Raw genomic sequence first — 19999 nt, 5'->3', positions numbered from 1 at the left:
GCGGCCACATTCAAAAGCTGATCCATGTTATTTAAATATCTGATACCAAAGAATTTATGGTCAGGGCTTGGTTTATGGGCAAACCTTTCTACCATGAAGGGGTAGTCATTCATTGCAGGAGGCAACATGAAAGCGACATGGATAGCACCCTTCGTTCTGGCCCTGGCCACGACCCCGGCACTGGCCGGCGAGCAGGCCGGCTCCACCGGACAGGTCAGCAACAGTACCAGCACGTCCTCTCAGCAGGGGGTTGGCGACGCCAGCCAGACAGGCCAGCAGGGTGGCGATCATGGCACCAGCGGTCAGTCCGGCAGCATGACCGGTAAAATGGAACAGAAAGCAGGCGAGAAGGCCGGCCAGGAAGTTGACAGGCATACGTCCAATTCCGGCAGCATGACCCAAAAGGCCGGCGAGAAGGCCAAACAGGGCATCGATAACCGTACCGGTTCCAACACCGCCGGCAACAGCGGCACGGGGACATCCGGTAGCGGTGGCAGCAACACCACCGCACAGTAATCCGCCGCTCTCGGCCCCGGGTGGATCGGGGTCAATGCCGGTAACCATGACGCCCCTGCCCTGCGGCAGGGGCGTTTTTTGATCGCGGGTATTGATTCCGGCTGAAGACCGCAGGCCAGACAGGCGGTCCTTGTGCCAGGCTTGGCTGTCAGATATCAGGGCAGTCCGGTAGACGGGCCCGTGCAATGAACGAAGGGATCCCCATGGCTGGCAGCCTGCAGCATCAAAAACAGCGTCTCGGTAATCGGCTTGCCGACATGATGGATCATCCAAGTGCCATCTGGCTGCTGTTTGTGGCCTCGATGCTGGAAACCCTGATCGTGCCGATTCCGATCGAAACCGTACTGATCCCCTGGATGGTGCTGCGCCCCGAGCGTCGCTGGCAGCTGGCCCTGGTGGCGCTGGCAGGCAATCTGCTGGCGGCGACCATCGGCTATGGGCTGGGCGTCTGGGCGATGGGGCATTTCGGCGATGAGTTGATTGCCCTGTTCGGCGGTCAGCAGGCGTTCAATGATTTCGATCAGCGCTTCAGCGACAACGGCTTTCTGGCCGTGCTCTCCATCGGCGTGATCCCGATACCCTTCCAGATTGCCATGCTGGTAGCCGGCAGCACCGGCTATTCCTTCCTGCTGTTCATCCTCGCCGCCGTGCTGGCTCGCGGAGGACGCTATTTCGGCCTGGCGCTGCTGGTGCACTTCTTCGGTGACAGGGCTCTCAGGCTCTGGAAACGCCATGAGCGGACCATGCTGGTACTGCTGGTCCTCGCGGTGGCGGGGTATCTGATCTACAAGGGCGTCAATCTGATCGGTGGCAGTGGCCCGGCGTGAGCCACTGCCCCGGGCGCTGCACTACCAGTCCATGTTCCAGCCCAGCGAGAAGGTACGTCCGCGACCCTGAAACTCGTAGAGCTCCTCGGGACCATAGGCGGGAGCGTAGAAGATCGCCGCGCGCTGACCCCAGACGGTGGCGTAGCGCTTGTCCAGCAGGTTGTCGATGCCGGCCGTGAAGGTGCCGTAACCGTCGGTACGCTGGCGGGCGATCAGATCAAACGTCGTGAACCCGTCGATCTCGTTGTCGCCGGCCGCACCCAGATCACTGGCATCGTCGGACAGATCAAAGGCGTGATTGCCCTGCAGGCGCAGCGAGCGATCATCGTCGGCCCACTCCACAAAGGCCGTCGCGCTGGACAGCGAGGCGTAGCGCGCATCGCGCCGGTGCCAGTCGCCGTTCTCGCCGAGCTGCTCGGAGCGGGTCAGATGCGCGGTGCCACCCACTTCCCAGTGATCTCCGATGTAGCGCGACGTGGCCGCCTCGAGGCCGTAGTCGCGGCGTTTGTCATCAATGATGCTGGTGCCCAGCTGGTTGTCGTTTTCCAGCGCCCGGTCCGACCAGGCGTAATAGAGCGCGACCTGACTGTTCCAGGTGCGGCTGCGATAGCCCCAGCCCAGCTCGACCTGATCGGTCTTGATGCCTTCAACGGCGTTGTCGCCGATATCGAACTGCGCGTTGTTATACACCGAACCGACGTTGGGCAGCTCGAAGCCCTGGCTGTAGTTCGACCAGAAGCGGTGGCCGCTGTCGTACTCCTGCACCACGCCCAGGTTATAGAGGGTGTTGCTGTAGCTGTTGCTACCGCCATCGTTGATGTCATCGCCTACGGCGAAAGCATCCACATCCACATCAGCGTGTTCCTGGCGCACGCCGCCCTGCACCTTCAGCCGGTCGGTGGCCTGCCATTCGAGCTGGGCGTAGCCGGCGACGCCGTCGACCGAATAGTCCGGATAGCGCGGGCCGGTGCGGTCGGTTGCCAGACGCAGACCGCCGGTGGCATCGGCGGTGTCGCGGTCAAAAAATGCCTGATCGGAGTTGAAGCGCTCGTGGTAGTAGTCGATGCCGTAGGTCAGCTCGAGATCATCGCGCAGTGCCGCCACGAACAGGGCCCGGGCGCCGCCCAGATCGGTGCGCTGTTCGGAGGCGCGAAACTCGACGGCGGTGTTGTCATCCACGTAGTAGGGGAAGGGTGAGAAGGTGCTGTCTTCTTCGCGATAATACGCCTGAAAATAGAAGTCCTGTCCCAGCAGATCGCCATGATGGTAGTTGGCATTGTAGAGCTGGCGTTCGGTGCCCGGGTCGCGGTCGGCGCTGTAATTGCCGCGGATGGCGGCGTTGTCCAGGCTGCCCTCGGCCAGTTCGGGAAAGAAGACGCCGCGATCGCCTTCAAAGCCCGAGTCGTAGTGCTGGGCCAGCAGTGACAGGCTCTGCGCCTCGGCCAGGTCGATATCTACCCGACCCATTAGATCGATGGCACGGTTGTCCTGCAGATCGGTCTGGGCCAGGTCGGGAAAGATTTCCTGGTTGTTGCCATCGTAAAAGCGCCCGTTCTCTTCATAGGCCACGCTCAGCCGACCGCGGACACGCTCGCTGCCACCCGAGACCGACTGGGCCACGCTTCGATCGAAATCACGATGGTTGTTGAATCCGGACGTGGCGCCCAGTCGCGTTTCAAAATGCGGCCCGCCCGCCTCGGGCGTTTTGGTCACGATATTGATGGTGCCGCCGGTGGCGTTGCCGCCGTAGAGGCTGTTGGCGCCGGAGAGCACCTCGACGCGCTCGATATTGAACGGGTTGATCGAGTCGAACTGGCGTGACAGCCCCCGGGAGCTGGTCATCGACACGCCGTCGATCAGGATCTGAGGGCTGCGCCCGCGCAGGTTCTGGCCATACTCGGTGCGCCCTTCCGGCGCGAAATCGAGCCCCGGGATCAGCTTGCCCAGCATGGTCTTGAGATCCTCCCCGGCCTGGGCCCGGCTTTCGATCTGCTCGCGATCGATGAGCCAGACGGCGCCGGGAATCTGATCCGGTGAGGCCGGCGTGCGTGAGCCGACCACCACCATCTCCTCCTGCGATTCGATGGCGTCGCTGGACGAGCCTGCCGTGGTCGTGGTGGTCGTGACCGTCGTGGATGCAGCAGACGACGGCGCTTCGGCCGCGGCGGTCAGCGGCGCCAGCAGCAGGGTGGCCGACACGGTGATCGTCAGCGGCACGGCGACAGAATGTTGATAGCGCATGGGGTTTCCGTGATCCCGTTGTTATGCCATTTATTGAGAATGCGTCTTGTTCACGGCGAGACGCTACCCCGGGGCGGGACGGACGACAACCCGACAAGGGTCGATAGCGGGACGGCCTTCAGTTTGGCCCTGGCGTGGCGGGCGCTTCACCGGATCAGAGGCGTTGTGACACAAAAAAAGCCACCCCCTGAGGGGCGGCTTGCTGATGCCGGCCATGACGGTCGGCGCGACATGACCGACCGCGTTAACCGATGTCGCTTTGATCCAGCACGATCAGGCGGTTGGGCAGTTCGTTGCGCTCGTGGGTGGCGGGCACATGGGTGGTCAGCAGTTTGCCGCACGCCTCGACGCAGCCGAGAAAGCCCTGCTGGGTCTGTCCTTCGCGTACCTTTCGGGTGAAATCGGCGACAATATCGGCCCACACGGCGTTGTCCAGCCGGCTGGAGATGCCCTGGTCGACCAGAATCTCGACATAGTGCTCGGCTTCCGATACGAAGATCAGTACGCCGGTGCCGGCCTCGGTGCGGTGCAGGTTCTGCTCGAGAAACTGCCGCCGGGCGAGGTTGCCGGCGCGCCAGTAGCGCACGTGACGCGGAATCAGGCGCGTGATGACGCCCGGCAGGCGAAAGACCACCGCCAGCACTGCAAAAAGGACCCACTGCGTGAGCAAAAGCGTCCAGGTGCCGATCCAGGCAGCGGCATCGAACCAGCCGGCGATGACGGCCAGCGCCCCGGGCACGATCAGGGCCACCAGCCCGGCCCACAGCAGCGGAATGTAGGCGTAGTCGTCCGCCCGCGGGGCCAGCACCGTGACGATCTCGGCATCGGTGTCGCGCTCGACGCGGGCGATCGCCTCGCCCACTTCACGCTGTTCACTCTCTTTCAGTAATGACATACCGCGTTATCCTTGTTGAGGGGCGAGTGTTACCAGTCGCCGGAGGCACCGCCGCCGCCGAAGCCGCCGCCGCCACCGCTGAAGCCGCCGCCGCCGAGACCGCCACCCGAGCGGCCGCCGCCGCCCAGCATGCCGCCCAGCAGCATACCGCCCAGCAGGCCGCCGCCGCCTCGGCCGCCGCCGCGCACGATCATCAAAACGATGAACATCATGATCGACAGCCAGATACCGGCACCGCCCAGTTCGCGGGAGTCACCCGAGGCGCGCTCGCTGCGCTGCTCGCTCTGTGCCATCGGGTCGCCGCCGAGCACCTGGATCATGGCCTGGCTACCTTCGACGATGCCGCGGGCGAAGTCGCCGTCGCTGAAGGCGGGCGTCATGATCTGGTTGATGATTTGTGAGGACCGGGCATCGGTCAGGCGCCCCTCGAGGCCGTAGCCGACCTCGATGCGCACCTGGCGCTCATCGAGGGCCACGATCAGAAGCGCTCCGTTGTCTTCGCCCTCCTGGCCGATGCCCCATTCGCGGCCCAGCTGGTAGCCGTACTGCTCGATGGTTTCGCCGCCCAGATCGGGCAGGGTGACGACCACCACCTGTTCACTGGTGGCCTCTTCATGAGCGGCCAGCGTCTCGGCGAGCTGCGTCTCGGTGGACGCATCGAGCAGCTCGGCGTTGTCCACCACGCGCCCGGTCAGCTCGGGAAAGTCGGGGGCGGCCTGGGCGGCTGCGGTACACAGCAGCAGCAAAAGGCCGGCGGCGAGCGATCGTGTCAATGGCATCAAGACATCACCTGTGGCATTAGAAGTTCACCTGCGGCGCCTGGTCGGCGTTGTCGGCAGTGGCCTCGAAGTTTTCGCGCAGCGGCAGGTCGCTATACATCAGCTTGTGCCAGATGCTGCCCGGGAAGGTACGAATCTCGGTGTTGTAGGCCTCGACCGCCTGAATGAAGTCGCGCCGGGCCACCGCAATCCGGTTCTCGGTACCTTCCAGCTGGGACTGCAGCGCCAGGAAGTTCTGATTCGACTTGAGATCGGGATAGCGCTCCGAGACCGCCATCAGACGACTCAGCGCCCCGCTCAGCTCGCCCTGTGCCTGCTGGAAACGCTGAAACTGCTCGGGGTCGTTGAGTGTGTTTTCATCGACCTGAATCGAGGTGGCCTTCGAGCGCGCCTCGATCACCGCCGTCAGCGTCTCCTGCTCCTGGTTGGCATAGCCCTTCACCGTCTCGACCAGGTTGGGCACCAGATCGGCGCGGCGCTGGTACTGGTTCTCGACCTGGGACCAGGCGGATTTCACCTTCTCATCCAGCGTCGGGATGTTGTTGATGCCACAGCCGGACAGAGCCATACACAGGCACAAAAGCGCCAGACACTGCCAGTAAACGGGGCGCAGGCCGGAGCGAGCGGGGGCGGGGTGGTCGTCATGCATGGTCATGGGTCGGGGTCTCGAACGAACGGGTTTTAAAATCCTGTGAGCAGGGTCGCCAGCTTGATGGCACCTGGATGATGTCAGTCTAGATGCCACCGCGCCAATCGTCGTCGCCGATAGCAGGCTTGTCTCACACACGATCAGGGCAGCAGTCCTCAAGGGCGGTGACGGCGCAGGCCACCCTCTATACTCAGAGCTGGCATGACGCCTCGGAGAACACAGTCATGAAAATATCACGAATGGCCCTGTGGGGGCTGACCCTGACCCTGGTCCCCATGCTGGCCCTGGCAACCGCACCGCCTGAAGATGACAGCGCGACGACCCTGCCTTCCCGATCAATGGAGGCGCCCGATCAGAACGGTAGCGGTCTGTCCCGCCCGGGCGGCGCCAGCGGCATGGAGGATCAGAGCGGCAGCATGCAGCGTGAGCGCCGGCAACAGCTTGAAGCCTCTCATGAATCACCTGCCGGCGCAGGCAAGGCACAAAGTCCTTCGCAGGAGGCGGGCAAGGGCAGCATGAACGACGACCACACCCCACAGACCGAGCGCAGCACCGGGGAGATCCCCGATCAGCGCACTCAGGACGATACCGCGCCGTAAATTGATCGAGCTGAATCAAGGTGCCTGCCTCAGGACGAGGCGGGTGTGTTTTCCGGTTCCATGGCATATGCCCGTCGATTCAAACCCGGTACACCAAATGCCATCAGTATCACGGGCACCAGCAGCCAGAGGTTGAGCGACTGCCAGCCCAGCCAGGCATTGAGTGGCCCGGCCAGCAGCGCCGAAAGCGTGACGAGCGTGAACACCGCGCAGTCATTCAGCGCCTGCACCCGGGGTGCCTCCTCGGGTCGGTGTGCCGTGGTCAGCCAGGCGCTGGCGGGCACAAAGGTGAAGTTCCAGCTCAGCCCCAGCAGCACCAGTCCCGCACCAAAGGCGTAAAGTGCCGGTGTCAGCAGCGCGCAGAGTACACTCAGCGCCAGCAGCGCCGCGCCGGTCACAATCATGCGAACGTGACCGAAGCGTCGGATCAGATGGCCGGTAACAAAAGAGGGCGCAAACATCGCCAGCACATGCGCGCTGATCACCGTGCCGGTGGCCTCGAAGCTGTGGCCATGGTGGCTCATGGCCAGCGGTGTGGCCGTCATGGCGAGATTCATGATCGTATAGCCCAGAGCGGCAGCGAGAATGGCGGCGGCAAGCTGCGGCCGTCGCAGCAGCGTGGTCAGTGCCACCGGCGTGACGTTACTCCCGCGGGGGGCCGGGTCGGTCAGCGTCAGGCTGGCGACAATGATCAGGGCGGTCAGATACAGGCCGGCCAGCCCCAGCAGCGTCCCCAGAAAGGGCGTGGCGAACAGATCGCGGGAGGCGCCGGCCAGCCAGGGGCCGAACAGCGCCGCCAGCACGCCGCCGGCCATCACCATCGAAAGCGCCCGGTCGCGCTGGTCAGGTGCGGCATCGACCGCGGCGAAACGATAAAGCATGCCGGCGCCGATGCTGGCCCCGATACCGAAGGCGCCGAGATTGAAACCGGCAAAGCTTTCTCCCGCCAGCGACAGCGCCGCCAGACCGATACCGGCCAGTCCCGTCAGATTGGCCGTGATGAAGGTGCGCCGTCGCCCGAAGTGTGCCGTCAGCCAGCCGGCCGGCAGGGTCGCACAGGTCGTGCCCAGCATCTGGGCAGCCACCGGCAGGGTGATCCAGGTGTCGGCAGGCGACAGACTTGCGCCGATCAGCGGATTGATGGTGATCAGCATGATGTTGCCGCTGACCAGCAGCGCCTGGCACAGGGCCAGCCACCACACGGTTGCCGGCAGCGGCGCCGATCGGAAGCGTTGCATCATGCAGGTTCTCCCGAGCCGAAACGGAGTCGATAAAGGGATGGGGGCAGGCCGAAATGGCGCTGAAACAGGCGCCGCAGCTGCTCACCACCGCCAAGCCGGCAGTGCCCGGCGATCCGGGCCGGCGAGGCATCACTCTCCAGCAGCAGGCGCCGGGCGGCTTCCAGCCTCAATCGGGTCAAAAAGGTCCCCGGCGTCATCGCCAGTTCCCGATGAAACAGCCGCGTCAGATGGCGTGGTGTCACCGCCATGACATCGGCCATCGTCTCGAGGGGCCAGTCGGCGAGCGGCTCGGCCGTGATGCGATCCACCAGATGGCGCAGCCTTTGGGTACTGTTCACCTGGGCCTTCAACCCTTCGCTGAACTGCGCCTGGTTGCCCGGACGGTGCAGAAACATCACCAGTTCCCGGGCCACCTCGCCCGCCAGGGCCGCGCCCTGATCGAGGGTCAGCAGCGAGAGCGCCAGATCAATGCCTGCCGTCACGCCGGCGCTGGTGTAGATACCGTCACTCTCCAGATAGAGAGCATCCGCCTCGACATGCACGTCCGGAAACTGATGTGCCAGTACCTCGGCATGACGCCAGTGGGTGGTCGCACGGCGACCGTCGAGCAGTCCGGCCCGGGCCAGGGCAAAGGCGCCGGAGCAGATCGAGCCCACGCGGGGCGTCGTCGTGGCGCGCTGTGCAATGGTGTCAATGGTCGCTGCTGTCAGCGCCTGCACGCCCGAGCCGCCCGCCACCAGCAGGGTATCGCCGGGCGGGGTGATGGCCAGCGCATGCGTGGCCTGCAGGGTCATGCCGCCATTGGTCGTGACAGGGCCTGCCGATTCGGCCAGCAGACGCAGCTGATAGAGCGGCCTGTCGGCCAGCTCGTTGGCCGTGGCAAAGACCTGCCAGGGGCCGCTGGCGTCCAGCAGCTGACAGTCCGGATAGATCAACAGATCGAGGGTGTGGGGCATCGCAGGCCTCCCGCAGACAGACACCAGAAGTCTGCGGCCGGGCGGTGATGTCGGCAATGACCTGTCGCCCACCGATTCGGACATCAGCGAAGGCCCGTTCAGGCACCCGGACTACCGCTCGACCGCATTGTCAATGACTGGCCGCCCGGCGGGTTCAAGCTGCTGATGCACTTGCAGCAAGGGAGAGCCTGCCATCGGATGGAATCAAGATCGTTGATGCTATCAAGCCGCCATGATCGGCGGCTGCCTTGCGGGTCGCCGAAGACAGAAGGATGTGAACCAGCGCGGTCACATCTCGAGGATTGGACAAAAGAGTCAATATCTTGCAGGCCATTGAAGATATTAATTTTATGGCTGTGTTGATGGAGAAATGACGGTGTCTGTAGGTCTATCATTGCACAATATTTGCGCTTCTGGGTCTGGTCGGTGTTAATTAATACGGTATTAATAGTCCAGCGTTTTGGGTTGTAATAAAATGTATCGATTCCCGCTGATTTGCCTTGTTTCTTGAGAATTATGTCTGGCTGATGCTCTGGTTATTGAAATGGTTTTAAATAACGAAACAATGTGCTGTTTGTGAGAACAGTACAGAGAGTGAGCGGTTCTGCATAAAACAGTGGGCCAGCCTAAATTAGCCTCGATTTAACAATAGCGTTAATGACAAGGCTGGAGAGAGGGCATGGCTCAAGCGCAGAAAGAACAATGGCTTACGGTCATCGTGCCTGTCTGGAACGTGGCCGAATGGATCGAGCAGACGCTTTCCTCGGTGCTTTCCCAGGTTGATCACGGCGTTAAAGTACTGATTATCAACGATGGTTCTACCGATAACACGCTCGAGTGTATCGAAACCTGCCTGAATGATTACCCCGACGTTAAACACCAGGTTGACGTCGTCAGCCAGGACAACAGGGGAGTGAGTGCTGCACGCAATCGCGCTCTCAGGATGGTGTCGACCCCCTGGGTCACCTTTCTTGATGGTGATGACTTCTGGTCGGAACAATATTATCGAGTCGTTAAACAGATGGTCGGTGAAGGAGAATTTGACCTGATCGAGTTTAACGCCTTTTTATTTCAGACCGATAGTCAGGGCAGCCCCGGGAGTCGTCCGGTTACTTATAATGCGCTGGGTAATTATCAGGGTGAATTACAGGAGTCGCATTTAAGAGCCATTTTTGTTCATTCCAAATGGTATCTCTGGAGTCGCATTTTTCGAACCGCTCTTTTTGACGGGTTAACCTTTCCGGAAGGCAAGCGATATGAAGATCTGATGGTCACGCCCTTTGTCGTATTACGTGCCAGCCGAATTAATGCCACGGACAAGGCGCTGGTTCATTATCGCCTTAATTTGCAAAGTATCAGCACGAACATCGATAGCACTGACACGCGCCATGTTTCCGAGCATATAAGGTTTTATTTGCAGGCAGCGAATCAGGAAGCAGATTCTGTTAAAAGAAAAATGCTGGTGCTGCTGGCAGCGCAGACCATGTTGTTTTACAAGATATGTGTCAACCTGACCTATGGGTATGTTCATTCCATCGCCCCCTTGAAGGCAATGAAACGGGAAGTGCAGCCCTATTTAAAAAGCTGTCAGGTGCAGTTGCCGAAAAAGACCCGACTGCTTTTTACGTCGCCAGCGATCTCCAATATGTACACCTGGTTCAAGACCCGTTGATCCCTTTAAAGAGGAGAACAGGGCAGCTGCCGGCCGAGTGATCCGTGTCGGTGATGACGTGTCGGTATTGGCAATGATCGTCCTTTTGCCGGTTGTCATTCCGGCACATTACCGGGGCTCCGGGTGCCGCTCAGCCAGCCCGCTTCTTTATTGCGCCATCCATCGGCCCTCAGCCCTTCGAATACCGCCCGCTGTGTCGCCGCATCCTTGTGCTGCGCTGCCTTGTGCTTGCCGGCCAGGTGCTCGATATCAAGCTTGACGCCCACGATCGCGCGGCACATGTCATCGATGTACGCCCCTGGCGCGTCGTCGATCGACCAGGGGATGCGCCTGTCGCGCTCGAAGCGACTCGTCAGCTCGGCGACATGCGCCCGCAGCCAGCCGGTATCCTCGATCAAGCGCAGTGCGCCGCGCGCCTGGACGGTCAGATAATGCCAGGTGGGAACGACCTGCCCATGTTCCCGTTTGGCGGGGTACCAGTTCGGTGTGATGTAGCTGTCCGGCCCATGGAACAGTGCCAGGGCGCGGCCGGGAGACTGCTGACACAGCGGGTTGGCGCGGGCGACATGACCACGCAATACGCCCTGCCTGCCTTCTTCGGCGTGCAGCAGCAGCGGCAGCGGATCGGCCTGCGGGTCTCCCGCCGTCACGGTCACCAGGGTGGCAAAAGGGTGGTGCCGCATGAATGCGTGCTGCGCCTTGAGGTCGTCCATTTGAAAGTGGCGGGGCAGATACATGGCTCATGTCTCCTGCAGGGCGTGGGCGGTCAGCGTCGACAGCGCGATGCGCTGCCGGCCCGTGTTATCGAAGTTGCCCGGCAACAGCCACTGCCTGTGGGCGTAGGCAACGGCCGGCCATTCATGATCCAGCAGCGCATACCAGGCCGTGTCGCGATTGCGCCCCTGTACGATCCGGTGCTGTCGAAAAAGGCCTTCAAAACGAAAGCCCAGCCGTGCGGCGGCACGACGTGACGGTGCATTGAGCGCGTCACACTTCCATTCCACGCGGCGATAGCCCAGCGCAAGGGCGTGATCGATCAGCAGATGCAGCGCCTCGGTGGCCACCCGGGTGCGTGCCATCTTTGTGGAGAAGCTCAGATGGCGCAGTTCGATCGTGCCGTGCTCGGAGGCAATGTTGAGCCAGGCCGCCACGCCCAGTGCCTGATCGCTGTATCGATCGATCAGCGCCATGAAGGCTGGATCGCGTGACGCCGCCTGATGCGACAGCCATTCGAGACAGTCCTTTCGATCGTCGAAGGGTCGTCCGCCGAGATAAACCCAGCGTGAGGCGTCATCCGCCTGCCAGGCGTTGAACAGTGCCCCGCCGTGGATCGCCACATCCAGCGGCGCCACCCGACAGTAGCGTCCCTCAAGCGTCTCATGGCCGGGCACGGGTGGCGGCTGCCAGTCCTCGATCGGGTTGCCCACCGGAGCAAAAGAAGGTTCAGGAGGTAATGTCATGAACGTGCCTCCGACAGAGAGTGCATATAAGTGTCGAAATCGTCGCTTGTCTGCCAGCCCAGCGAGGCATACAGCGCCTTGGCGGCGTGGTTGTGGGTTCCGGTGCGCAGCATCAATGAGGTGACACCCCGCTCGCGGGCCAGGTCGGCAGCGGCCTGCAGCAACGCTCGACCGACACCCCGCCGGCGCGCCCCGGGCATGACAAACAGATCGTTGAGCAGCCAGCGCGCAGAGAGGCTGACGGTGGAGAACACCGGATAGAGCTGCACGACGCCGTCCGGGCCGCGCCCGGTATCGTGGACCAGCAGGAATGAGTCACCGCGCTCAAGGCGCGCGCGCAGAAAGGTACGACAGGCCGCTTCGTTACTGGCCTGCTGATAGAACCGGCGATAGCCGTCCAGCAGCACGGTCAGGGCGTCGAGATCATTGAGTATGGCGGGTCGAACGGCGGACATGGGAACTCCGGATCAGGGTGACGGACTGATATCGTGACCGCATACTGGTTCTTCCATAAGCACCAGTTTCAGGAAAATCAGGGGGACCGGTTTGAGCCGACGCACGCGCACGGCATGGGTCATCGAGGCACTGGCGATCCATTTGTCACGGCATCGGGCGCAGGGGCTGAGTCAGGTGCTGTATGGCGCCCTGCGTGGCTGGATCGAGTCCGGTGAACTCGCCGCGGGAGAGGCGCTGCCGTCGTCCCGGCAGCTGGCGCGTGAGCTGGAGATCGGCCGCAATACGGCGCTGGCCGCACTGGACCGGCTGGCGGCGGAAGGATTTGTCGTGGCCCGGCCCGGGGCGGGGCTGTTCGTGGCCCGGCTGGCGCTGGCCGAGACGATGCAGCAGGCGCCCGTCTCGCCGCGCCGTGCGACCCTTTCCCGTCGCGGTGATGAGTTGCTGGCGGCCTGCGCCTCTTCAGGCGGCGGCCACCGGGCCTTCGCGCCCGGCATTCCAGCGCTGGATCTCTTTCCGCGCGAGCAGTGGCAGCGCCTGCTGCGCCGACATCAGCAGCGCGCGCCCGAGGCGTGGCTGGCCTATCAGGGCGGCGGCGGGGTGACGGCACTGAAGGAAGCGCTGTGTGATTATCTTCGCCTGTCGCGCTCGGTGCGCTGCACCCCGGATCAGATCCTGATCACCCAGGGCGCGCAGCAGGGCTTCGAGCTGATCGCGCGACTTTTGGCCGACCCCGGTGACCGCGCCTGGGTCGAGGAGCCGGGCTACGCCGGCGCGCAGGTGGCGCTGACCGCAGCGGGTCTGTCGCTGGTACCGGTGCCGGTCGATACCGACGGCATCGACGTGCAGCGTGCGCCCAACGGCCCGGCGCCGACACTGATCTACGTCACCCCTTCCCATCAGTATCCCCTCGGGGTGACGCTGAGCCTGGCTCGGCGGCTGGCGCTGCTGGAAACGGCCCGGGCTCGGGGTGTCTGGATCATCGAAGACGATTACGACAGCGAGTTTCGCTACAGCTCGCCGCCGCTGGCCTCGCTGCAGGGGCTGGTGGCGCAGGCGCCGGTCATTTACGTGGGCACCTTCAGCAAGGTGCTCTATCCGGGGCTGCGGCTGGGCTATCTGGTGCTGCCACCGGCACTGGCTCGAGCCCTTTCAGCGCGCCAATGCCAGACTCCATCGGGAGGGTCAGTATGTGGTGCAGTCCGCGCTGGCCGAGTTCATCGAGCAGGGGCATTTTTCCCGCCACGTGGCGCGCATGCGACGGGCGTATCGATCCCGGCAGACGGCGCTGCGCGAGGCGCTTTATCCGGCAACATCCGAAGGGCTGACCCTCTCCGAGGGCCACGCCGGCATGCATCTGCTGGCCGGGCTGGAGAGTGTCAGTCAGGAGCAGACGCTGGTCGAGGCGGGGCGCGCCCGTGACATTCCACTCTCGCCGCTGTCGGGTTATTCCATCGGGCCTCGACCCGAACCCGGACTGGTGCTGGGCTATGCGGGCAGTCCGATATCAGAGCTTCAGCAGGCCGGTGACTGGCTGGCGCAGGCCTGGCTCGACAGCGCCGCCCCGGCTAGCGACTAACGGCGCCCGTACCCGGTCCCTGTTCCAGCCAGCGGCGGCGGTCGGCGCGCGGTGAGCCCCCGAACAGGCGGCGGTACTCACGACTGAACTGGGACGGACTTTCGTAGCCCACCTGCCCGGCAATGGCGGTGATGTCCAGCCTGCCGCTCAGCAGGAGCCGACGCGCCTCCTCAAGCCGCACGCGTTTTTGAAACTGCAGCGGGCTCATGGCGGTCACGGCGCGGAAGTGGTGGTGCAGGGTGGATACACTCATGTGCACCTCGCGGGCCAGCGTCGTCATGCTCACCGTCTGGTTAAACCGCTCACGCAGCAACGCCGCAGCGGCGCGTACGCGACCGGCGTGACTGTCGCTCAGGACAATGCGGCTCAGCGCCGCGCTCCGGGCGCCACTCAGCAACCGATAGAGCATCTCGCGCTGCACCATGGGGGCCAGAATGGCGATGTCGTCGGGCGTGTCCAGCAGTCGCAGCAGCCGCAGTACGGCGTCCAGCAGCGGGGCGCCCAGTCGTTCGACATGCAGACCGTGTCCGGGATCGTCCGTGTCCATCGAGGGCGCCGGCATTTCATGCACCAGGCGTTCGAGCAGGGCGATGTCCAGATCAAGCCGCAGCCCCAGATAGGGTCGTTCCGGACTGGCACCGTCCACACAGGCCATCACCGGCAGATTGACGGCCGACACCATGTAGTGCATCGGGTCATAGGTGTGACGGGCCTCGCCCAGCGACAGCTGCTTGTGGCCCTGAGCGATGACGCTGAAGGCCGGCGCCTGGATGACGTGCTGCGGTGGCTGGGGGTGCTCATGCGGTTGATGGTCAACCCGGTGATGGCCGTGGCGTGCTTGCCATCACGGCCGTTGCTCAGACGATCAAGCAACTCGATCAGCTCGCCGCGCATGGCGGCCATGGCGCTGTCAGACGTTGGGACGGAAGTTGTCATGCTGGAAGAAAGGGTCATGGCGGCGGTCACGAGACGACAGGGCGAGCTGGAAGAGTAGCGCTGTGAATGAGGGCAGACCAGCGCGAGGCAGGAATGGGCAAGTATGGCGGCCTATCGTGCCAGCACGACGGGACAGGGGTGGCCACACTGTCAGGGCAGTCACACGACACGCCTTTATGGGAGAGAACAGCATGCGTTACCGCAAACTGGGCGATACCGGTCTTTTTGTTTCACAGCTCTGTCTCGGCACCATGACCTTCGGCGGCCAGGGCGATCTCTGGAGCCGGATCGGGGATCTGCAGCAGTCGGATGCCGATCGGCTGGTGGGCCGGGCGCTGGAGGCGGGCATCAACTTCATTGATACCGCCGATGTCTATTCGCAGGGCCAGTCCGAAGTGATGACCGGTCAGGCGCTGAAGAATCTGGGCGTCAATCGCGACGACGTGGTGGTCGCCACCAAGGTGTTCGGCCCGACCGGCGATGATCAGACGACCGGTGGCGCGGCGGTCAACAATCGCGGCGCCTCGCGTTTTCACATCATGGAAGGGGTCAAGGCGAGCCTGAAGCGGCTGCAGCTTGATCATATCGATCTCTATCAGATCCACGGCTTTGACCCGGCCACGCCGATCGAGGAGACGGTGCGTGCCCTGCATACGCTGGTGGAACACGGTCACGTGCGCTATATCGGCGTCTCCAACTGGGCCGCCTGGCAGATCATGAAGGCGCAGGGTATCGCGAAACAAAACGGCTGGCACCGCTTTGAGTCGTTGCAGGCCTACTACACCCTGGCCGGGCGCGATCTGGAGCGGGAGCTTATTCCCATGCTCGAGAGCGAACGCCTCGGTCTGATGGTCTGGAGCCCGCTGGCCGGTGGTCTGCTCAGCGGCAAGTACCGTCGCGACGACAGCGGCGGCGAGGGGCGCCGTGCCAGTTTCGACTTTCCGCCGGTCGAGCGCTCGCGCGCCTTTGACTGTATCGAGGCGATGGCGCCGATGGCCGAAAAGCGCGGGGTGTCGGTGGCGCGGATTGCGCTGGCCTGGCTGCTGCATCAGCCGGCGGTAACCAGCGTGATCGTCGGGGCGAAGCGTCTCGAGCAGCTGGAGGACAATCTCGGTGCCATCGAGATTCAGCTGACGCAGGAGGAGCTGGCACGGCTGGATACCGTCAGTGCCCTGCCTGCGGAATACCCCGGCTGGATGCTGGAGCGCCAGGGTGAAGCGCGCCGCGACCAGCTGGCCGAGCGCGGCTGACGGCGTCTCAGGGGGAACTTTCGCAGGGCTGCCGAACGAAGCGAAACCGGGCTATGCTGATCATCATGAGTCGCGCAGGGCCCGGGCACTTCATTAGTGCAGGCGCGGCAAGTCTTCAATGCCCGGTTTTTCAGCATCAGGAGGGAGCATCATGGCCGGTGGCTGGACACGAGATGGTGCGGTACAGGATCAGATCGACGATACCGTGGAGGAGGGGGTGGCGCGGGCGCGCAGCCGTCTGGCCCATCACGGCGAGAGTCTCGAGTTCTGCGAGGCGTGCGAGGCGCCCATTCCCGAGCGCCGGCGCGAGCTGATTCCCGGCGTTCGCCTGTGCGTGAACTGTCAGGCCGAAGAGGACCGTCAGGCCAGCCGGACCTCGGGCGTCAACCGCCGCGGCAGCAAGGACAGCCAGCTGCGCTGATCGGGCAACAAGTCATGACCGGCCCCCGGGCCGGTTTTTTTGTGTTTCTACCACTTTTGCTTATTTCGAACATAAGGGCGTCGCGCTATGCTGGCGCCTCATAATCGAACGCGAGGAGACGAGATGGCCACGTCACGCTGGGTCGGCATCATGTCACTGGTGATCATGATCGCCGTGGTGGTGCCCTTTACGCTGCTCTCGACAGTGCATGCCTGGTACGGCAGCTTTCTGCTCTGGAGCGTCACGGGCGTTGTGGTCATCGTGATCAACGCCCTTGCCACGCGGCATTTCCGGGCGCCGGCAGACCGGCAGGGGCAGGGAGATCGGCATGAGTGAGTCGCTGATCTGGAGTGCGGTGGGGTTTTATCTGGTGGTGTCACTGATCGTGGCCTGGCGTTCACGACGGGGGCAGGGCACCGGCATGGCCGACTACTTTCTGGGCGGTCGCCGGATGGGTGGCATGGTCTCGGCACTGAGCTACAGCGCCACCACCTACTCGGCCTTCATGATGGTGGGGCTGGCCGGGCTGACCTACGCTGGCGGCGTCGGGGCGCTGGGCTTCGAGATTCTCTATTTTGCCGGCGTGTCGCTGGTGGCGATCTTCGGGCCGCGCTTCTGGGCCGTGGGGCGCCACTTCGGCTTTGTCACGCCGGCGGAGATGCTGGGGCATCGCTACGAGAGCCGCGGCGTAAGCATGGCGGTGGCGCTGACCAGCTGCCTGTTTCTGATCCCCTATGCCTCGGTGCAGCTGGCCGGCGTGGGCTATCTGCTCTCCGGCATGAGCGATGGGGCGGTGTCGTTTACCACCGGCGTGGTGGTGGCCACCCTGCTTGCCATTGTCTTTTCGCGGATGGCCGGCATGCGCTCGGTGGCCTGGACCGATTCGCTGCAGGCGCTGTTCATGATCGTGGCCTCGACGCTGGTGGCGCTGCTGGTGGTCCATGAACTGGGCGGATTCGGCGTGCTCTTTGACCGCCTGGCCCGGGAGCATCCGCAGTCGCTGGTGGTGCCGGGCGGCGGTACGTTCAGCCTGATCAACTTTCTGGGCCTGACCCTGCCCTGGTTCTTTTTCAGCCTCTCCAATCCGCAGGTCAGCCAGCGTCTGTTCATGCCGAGGGATCTCTCCGCCATGCGCCGCATGCTGCTGGGGTTTCTGGCCTTCGGCCTGGTCTACACCCTGGTCTCGGTGCTGTGGGGCTTTTCGGCGCTGGTCGCCTTTCCGGACCTTGAAAGTGCCGATCTGGCCACGCCGACGCTGCTGGCCTCCCGCCATGTGCCGCCGGTGCTGGGGGTGATCGTGATGGTGGGCATTCTGGCCGCGGCGGTATCGACGATCGATTCCATCATGCTGACGCTGGCGTCGATGATCGCCCGCGACATCCGTGCCCCTGCCACGGGCGAGCATGGTGAGCAGGCCCAGCTCCGACTGGGCAAGTGGGTGATGCCGCTGATTGCGCTGATGGCGCTGGGCTTTGCCGAGCTGCGTCTGGATCTGATCGCGATATTGTCGGTGGCCTCCTCCAGCGGGCTGGTGGTGGCCGTGCCGGCCATCGTGGGCGCCTTTTTCTGGCGCCGGGGGACGGCTGCCGGGGCGCTGGTCAGCATTGTGGGCGCCGGCGCGCTGGTACTGGCCAGCTTTGTCACCGGCATCAAACCGCTGGGGCTGCCGTCGGGGCTGTGGGGGCTGCCACTCGCGGCGCTGTTGTATATCGGTGCGAGTCTGATCACCCGTCCGCCCCGGCACGGTGACCGGTTCATGCAGATCGCCGCCGGCCGGCAGACGCCGTAACCCCGGACACGACCGCGCCGCCCCGAGAGGCGGCGCGGTGGTTCAGGCGCCGGGGCCGATCAGGCGACCAGGCGGGTACGAATCAAGCGCGTGACCAGCCAGGCGCGCAGCTGCGACAGCTCATCGGCGCAGAACTCGTTGCCCATGGCGTGGGCATGGTAGTCGACGCTGTAGCCCATGCGGGTGAATTCACCGGCGCGCTGACGGGCCGAGGCCTCGCCCACGATGGGGTCCTGGCGCCCGTGATGCATGGTGATCAGGAGGTGACGGTTGGCGTCGTGGGTGGTCGAGGGCATCGTGTTCAGGGCCGTGGAGAGCATCATCAGCCCGCCCAGTCCCTTGCGATAGCCCAGCGCGGCGTGGGCGGCGATGTCCGCCCCCTGGCCGAAGCCGCCCAGAATGATGCGGCTGGCATCGATGCCATCGGCCAGCGCGCTGTCGATACGCATCTCGACCTGGCGCACGGCGTCAATCATCTGCTGCTGGGCGTGGCTGCCGGCGATCTCGCCGGGGGCGGCGTCATACCAGGCGCTGGCCCGTTCGCCCTGACGGCATTCGAGCTGGCGCATCGGCGCACCGGGCAGCACGAAGCGCACCGCGCTGCTGGCGGGCAGGCTCAGGGCATGGAACAGCGGTTCGAAGTCATAACCGCTGCCGCCCTGGCCGTGCAAAAAGATAACGCAGGCATCTGCCGGACGGCCGCTGACGGGTTCGATGATCGAGGACTGGGCAAAGGACATGTCGACACCTTGAGAGACAATGGAAGCGATGTCTCAAGGATGACGCCGGCGTGATCTCATGTCCGTGCTGTAAAAGGCACTCAGCCTCGCCATTGCCGTGTTTAATCGCCGCGGCATGGCGGGAATGAGTTCCCTGATGCCCGGCATGACGACCCTTGCCCAGACTTTGGTGTCGGCGGGCTGAAGACGCTCATGCGCGCGTGGCGGCGGCGCTTATTGGCCCAGCCGCTTGACCAGCCACTCACGAATCGCCGGGACCTGGTCGGCGCTGATGGTATGCGCCATCGGCCAGGTGCGGTATTCCACCGCGTAGCCCATGTCGGTGAGGCGCTCGGCGGCGCGCCGGCCGAGTGTTTCGTCGACGACCGGGTCCTGGGTGCCGTGATGGATCTCGATGGGCGTGTCGCGATTGGCCGGGTCGGTGTCGATGCTTTCGGATGTGGCGAAGTAGGTCGACATGGCCAGCACGCCGGCCAGCGGTTCGGGGTAGGTCAGGGCCGCTTCATAGGCGACCGCGCCGCCCTGGGAGAAGCCGGCCAGCACGATGCGGCGGCTGTCGATGCCGCTGGCGATCTGCTCGTCGATCAGGCGCTGTACGCGTTTTGCCGAATCCTTGAGCTGGGCTTCATCGATCTCGCGCTCCAGCGCCATGCTGGTAATGTCGTACCAGGCCGGCATGGTCATGCCGTTGTTGACGGTGACCGGCAGCGTGGGGGCGTGAGGGGAGATAAAGCGCACCGCGAGATCGTCGGGCAGCGACAGGGCCGGCACCAGCGGGTCGAAATCGTGGGCGCTGGCGCCCAGACCGTGGAGGATGATGACCACGGCGGTGGCCGGTGTCTGTTCGGGCTCGAAGATCACGGGGGGCTGGTCGGTCATGAGAGGTCCTGTGGGTCAGCAAGGGAATGTCCGGATGGTGCGGGACAATGCCGGGGCTGTCCATGGCGCTGGTGGCAACCCGCGGGATCGGCCAGGCTTGAAGGGCTGTCACTGACC

Annotated in this window: 21 protein-coding genes and 1 pseudogene; 10 read left to right on the top strand and 12 right to left on the bottom strand. The window is 63.9% G+C overall.

Annotated features, from left to right (window positions below; genetic code table 11):
- The first annotated feature begins 126 nt into the window (after positions 1 to 126).
- Positions 127 to 516, top strand: coding sequence for a hypothetical protein (locus tag M1D97_RS14930; RefSeq protein ID WP_456268489.1), 390 nt, complete (start codon positions 127 to 129; stop codon positions 514 to 516).
- Positions 517 to 719: 203 nt separating this feature from the next.
- A complete protein-coding gene (locus tag M1D97_RS14925) occupies positions 720 to 1343 on the top strand; it encodes a YqaA family protein (RefSeq protein ID WP_456268488.1) in 624 nt (207 codons plus the stop codon).
- 21 nt (positions 1344 to 1364) lie between these two features.
- On the opposite strand, the gene M1D97_RS14920 is transcribed toward M1D97_RS14925, so the two are convergent.
- The 4 genes from M1D97_RS14920 to M1D97_RS14905 form a co-directional block, all read right to left on the bottom strand.
- A complete protein-coding gene (locus tag M1D97_RS14920) occupies positions 1365 to 3584 on the bottom strand; it encodes a TonB-dependent receptor (RefSeq protein ID WP_456268487.1) in 2220 nt (739 codons plus the stop codon).
- A 244-nt stretch (positions 3585 to 3828) separates the two neighbouring features.
- Entirely contained in the window at positions 3829 to 4479 is a 651-nt protein-coding gene (locus M1D97_RS14915) for a TPM domain-containing protein (protein ID WP_456268486.1), read from the bottom strand.
- A 29-nt stretch (positions 4480 to 4508) separates the two neighbouring features.
- A complete protein-coding gene (locus M1D97_RS14910; RefSeq protein WP_456268485.1) occupies positions 4509 to 5258 on the bottom strand; it encodes a TPM domain-containing protein in 750 nt (249 codons plus the stop codon).
- Positions 5259 to 5277: 19 nt separating this feature from the next.
- The gene (locus tag M1D97_RS14905; protein ID WP_456268484.1) at positions 5278 to 5913 is read right to left on the bottom strand and encodes a LemA family protein; all 636 of its coding nucleotides are present in this window, start codon (positions 5911 to 5913) and stop codon (positions 5278 to 5280) included.
- Positions 5914 to 6131: 218 nt separating this feature from the next.
- Between M1D97_RS14905 and M1D97_RS14900 the strand changes: the two genes are divergently transcribed.
- A complete protein-coding gene (locus M1D97_RS14900; RefSeq protein ID WP_456268483.1) occupies positions 6132 to 6506 on the top strand; it encodes a hypothetical protein in 375 nt (124 codons plus the stop codon).
- 29 nt (positions 6507 to 6535) lie between these two features.
- On the opposite strand, the gene M1D97_RS14895 is transcribed toward M1D97_RS14900, so the two are convergent.
- Both M1D97_RS14895 and M1D97_RS14890 read right to left on the bottom strand, forming a co-directional pair.
- Positions 6536 to 7747: an MFS transporter gene (locus M1D97_RS14895; protein WP_456268482.1), complete on the bottom strand. Its 1212-nt coding sequence runs from the start codon at positions 7745 to 7747 to the stop codon at positions 6536 to 6538.
- Complete coding sequence (locus M1D97_RS14890; RefSeq protein WP_456268481.1) at positions 7744 to 8703, bottom strand: GlxA family transcriptional regulator; 960 nt, start codon at positions 8701 to 8703, stop codon at positions 7744 to 7746. Before M1D97_RS14890 ends, M1D97_RS14895 begins: the two co-directional genes overlap by 4 nt.
- Before the next feature lie 679 nt (positions 8704 to 9382).
- On the opposite strand from M1D97_RS14890, the gene M1D97_RS14885 reads away from it, so the two are divergent.
- On the top strand, positions 9383 to 10375 hold the full coding sequence (locus M1D97_RS14885; RefSeq protein WP_456268480.1) for a glycosyltransferase family 2 protein: 993 nt from the start codon (positions 9383 to 9385) through the stop codon (positions 10373 to 10375).
- A gap of 95 nt (positions 10376 to 10470) precedes the next feature.
- Here M1D97_RS14885 and M1D97_RS14880 read toward each other — a convergent pair whose 3' ends face one another.
- From M1D97_RS14880 to M1D97_RS14870, 3 genes are read right to left on the bottom strand one after another with little or no spacing between them, the layout of a single operon-like run.
- Positions 10471 to 11112 carry an FMN-binding negative transcriptional regulator gene (locus tag M1D97_RS14880; RefSeq protein WP_456268479.1) on the bottom strand — a complete coding sequence of 214 codons (642 nt, stop codon included), beginning with the start codon at positions 11110 to 11112 and terminating at the stop codon, positions 10471 to 10473.
- Positions 11113 to 11115: 3 nt separating this feature from the next.
- Positions 11116 to 11835: a GNAT family N-acetyltransferase gene (locus tag M1D97_RS14875; RefSeq protein WP_456268478.1), complete on the bottom strand. Its 720-nt coding sequence runs from the start codon at positions 11833 to 11835 to the stop codon at positions 11116 to 11118.
- Positions 11832 to 12290, bottom strand: coding sequence for an N-acetyltransferase family protein (locus tag M1D97_RS14870; protein WP_456268477.1), 459 nt, complete (start codon positions 12288 to 12290; stop codon positions 11832 to 11834). The genes M1D97_RS14875 and M1D97_RS14870 overlap by 4 nt, the downstream gene beginning before the upstream one ends.
- Positions 12291 to 12381: 91 nt before the next feature.
- On the opposite strand from M1D97_RS14870, the pseudogene pdxR reads away from it, so the two are divergent.
- Positions 12382 to 13867 (top strand): annotated as a pseudogene (pdxR, locus tag M1D97_RS14865) (MocR-like pyridoxine biosynthesis transcription factor PdxR).
- On the opposite strand, the gene M1D97_RS14860 reads toward pdxR, so the two are convergent.
- Complete coding sequence (locus M1D97_RS14860; RefSeq protein ID WP_456270235.1) at positions 13857 to 14615, bottom strand: AraC family transcriptional regulator N-terminal domain-containing protein; 759 nt, start codon at positions 14613 to 14615, stop codon at positions 13857 to 13859. The pseudogene pdxR and the gene M1D97_RS14860 overlap by 11 nt on opposite strands.
- On the opposite strand from M1D97_RS14860, the gene M1D97_RS14855 reads away from it, so the two are divergent.
- The 5 genes from M1D97_RS14855 to M1D97_RS14835 all read left to right on the top strand — a co-directional run bounded on the left by M1D97_RS14855 (position 14571) and on the right by M1D97_RS14835 (position 18263).
- Positions 14571 to 14861 carry a hypothetical protein gene (locus M1D97_RS14855; protein WP_456268476.1) on the top strand — a complete coding sequence of 97 codons (291 nt, stop codon included), beginning with the start codon at positions 14571 to 14573 and terminating at the stop codon, positions 14859 to 14861. The genes M1D97_RS14860 and M1D97_RS14855 overlap by 45 nt on opposite strands.
- Before the next feature lie 133 nt (positions 14862 to 14994).
- Positions 14995 to 16053: an aldo/keto reductase gene (locus M1D97_RS14850; RefSeq protein WP_456268475.1), complete on the top strand. Its 1059-nt coding sequence runs from the start codon at positions 14995 to 14997 to the stop codon at positions 16051 to 16053.
- Between the two features lie 151 nt (positions 16054 to 16204).
- Entirely contained in the window at positions 16205 to 16474 is a 270-nt protein-coding gene (locus tag M1D97_RS14845) for a DksA/TraR family C4-type zinc finger protein (protein ID WP_456268474.1), read from the top strand.
- 123 nt (positions 16475 to 16597) lie between these two features.
- On the top strand, positions 16598 to 16810 hold the full coding sequence (locus tag M1D97_RS14840; RefSeq protein WP_456268473.1) for a hypothetical protein: 213 nt from the start codon (positions 16598 to 16600) through the stop codon (positions 16808 to 16810).
- Positions 16803 to 18263 carry a sodium:solute symporter family protein gene (locus M1D97_RS14835; protein ID WP_456268472.1) on the top strand — a complete coding sequence of 487 codons (1461 nt, stop codon included), beginning with the start codon at positions 16803 to 16805 and terminating at the stop codon, positions 18261 to 18263. Before M1D97_RS14840 ends, M1D97_RS14835 begins: the two co-directional genes overlap by 8 nt.
- 59 nt (positions 18264 to 18322) lie before the next feature.
- Here M1D97_RS14835 and M1D97_RS14830 read toward each other — a convergent pair whose 3' ends face one another.
- Both M1D97_RS14830 and M1D97_RS14825 read right to left on the bottom strand, forming a co-directional pair.
- A complete protein-coding gene (locus M1D97_RS14830; RefSeq protein WP_456268471.1) occupies positions 18323 to 19003 on the bottom strand; it encodes an alpha/beta hydrolase in 681 nt (226 codons plus the stop codon).
- 213 nt (positions 19004 to 19216) lie between these two features.
- A complete protein-coding gene (locus tag M1D97_RS14825; RefSeq protein WP_456268470.1) occupies positions 19217 to 19882 on the bottom strand; it encodes an alpha/beta hydrolase in 666 nt (221 codons plus the stop codon).
- Positions 19883 to 19999 lie beyond the last annotated feature (117 nt).

The sequence above is a fragment of the Kushneria sp. AK178 genome (assembly GCF_053903105.1).
The sequence above is the reverse complement of the archived record's forward strand: the minus strand, read 5'-3'. Positions and strand labels throughout refer to the sequence as shown.

Bases quoted from the DNA above. Each gene is read 5' to 3' on its own strand.
- M1D97_RS14930 (WP_456268489.1), top strand. From the start codon at position 127: ATGAAAGCGACATGGATAGCACCCTTCGTTCTGGCCCTGGCCACGACC.
- M1D97_RS14925 (WP_456268488.1), top strand. From the start codon at position 720: ATGGCTGGCAGCCTGCAGCATCAAAAACAGCGTCTCGGTAATCGGCTT.
- M1D97_RS14920 (WP_456268487.1), bottom strand. From the start codon at position 3,584: ATGCGCTATCAACATTCTGTCGCCGTGCCGCTGACGATCACCGTGTCG.
- M1D97_RS14915 (WP_456268486.1), bottom strand. From the start codon at position 4,479: ATGTCATTACTGAAAGAGAGTGAACAGCGTGAAGTGGGCGAGGCGATC.
- M1D97_RS14910 (WP_456268485.1), bottom strand. From the start codon at position 5,258: ATGCCATTGACACGATCGCTCGCCGCCGGCCTTTTGCTGCTGCTGTGT.
- M1D97_RS14905 (WP_456268484.1), bottom strand. From the start codon at position 5,913: ATGACCATGCATGACGACCACCCCGCCCCCGCTCGCTCCGGCCTGCGC.
- M1D97_RS14900 (WP_456268483.1), top strand. From the start codon at position 6,132: ATGAAAATATCACGAATGGCCCTGTGGGGGCTGACCCTGACCCTGGTC.
- M1D97_RS14895 (WP_456268482.1), bottom strand. From the start codon at position 7,747: ATGATGCAACGCTTCCGATCGGCGCCGCTGCCGGCAACCGTGTGGTGG.
- M1D97_RS14890 (WP_456268481.1), bottom strand. From the start codon at position 8,703: ATGCCCCACACCCTCGATCTGTTGATCTATCCGGACTGTCAGCTGCTG.
- M1D97_RS14885 (WP_456268480.1), top strand. From the start codon at position 9,383: ATGGCTCAAGCGCAGAAAGAACAATGGCTTACGGTCATCGTGCCTGTC.
- M1D97_RS14880 (WP_456268479.1), bottom strand. From the start codon at position 11,112: ATGTATCTGCCCCGCCACTTTCAAATGGACGACCTCAAGGCGCAGCAC.
- M1D97_RS14875 (WP_456268478.1), bottom strand. From the start codon at position 11,835: ATGACATTACCTCCTGAACCTTCTTTTGCTCCGGTGGGCAACCCGATC.
- M1D97_RS14870 (WP_456268477.1), bottom strand. From the start codon at position 12,290: ATGTCCGCCGTTCGACCCGCCATACTCAATGATCTCGACGCCCTGACC.
- M1D97_RS14850 (WP_456268475.1), top strand. From the start codon at position 14,995: ATGCGTTACCGCAAACTGGGCGATACCGGTCTTTTTGTTTCACAGCTC.
- M1D97_RS14845 (WP_456268474.1), top strand. From the start codon at position 16,205: ATGGCCGGTGGCTGGACACGAGATGGTGCGGTACAGGATCAGATCGAC.
- M1D97_RS14840 (WP_456268473.1), top strand. From the start codon at position 16,598: ATGGCCACGTCACGCTGGGTCGGCATCATGTCACTGGTGATCATGATC.
- M1D97_RS14835 (WP_456268472.1), top strand. From the start codon at position 16,803: ATGAGTGAGTCGCTGATCTGGAGTGCGGTGGGGTTTTATCTGGTGGTG.
- M1D97_RS14830 (WP_456268471.1), bottom strand. From the start codon at position 19,003: ATGTCCTTTGCCCAGTCCTCGATCATCGAACCCGTCAGCGGCCGTCCG.
- M1D97_RS14825 (WP_456268470.1), bottom strand. From the start codon at position 19,882: ATGACCGACCAGCCCCCCGTGATCTTCGAGCCCGAACAGACACCGGCC.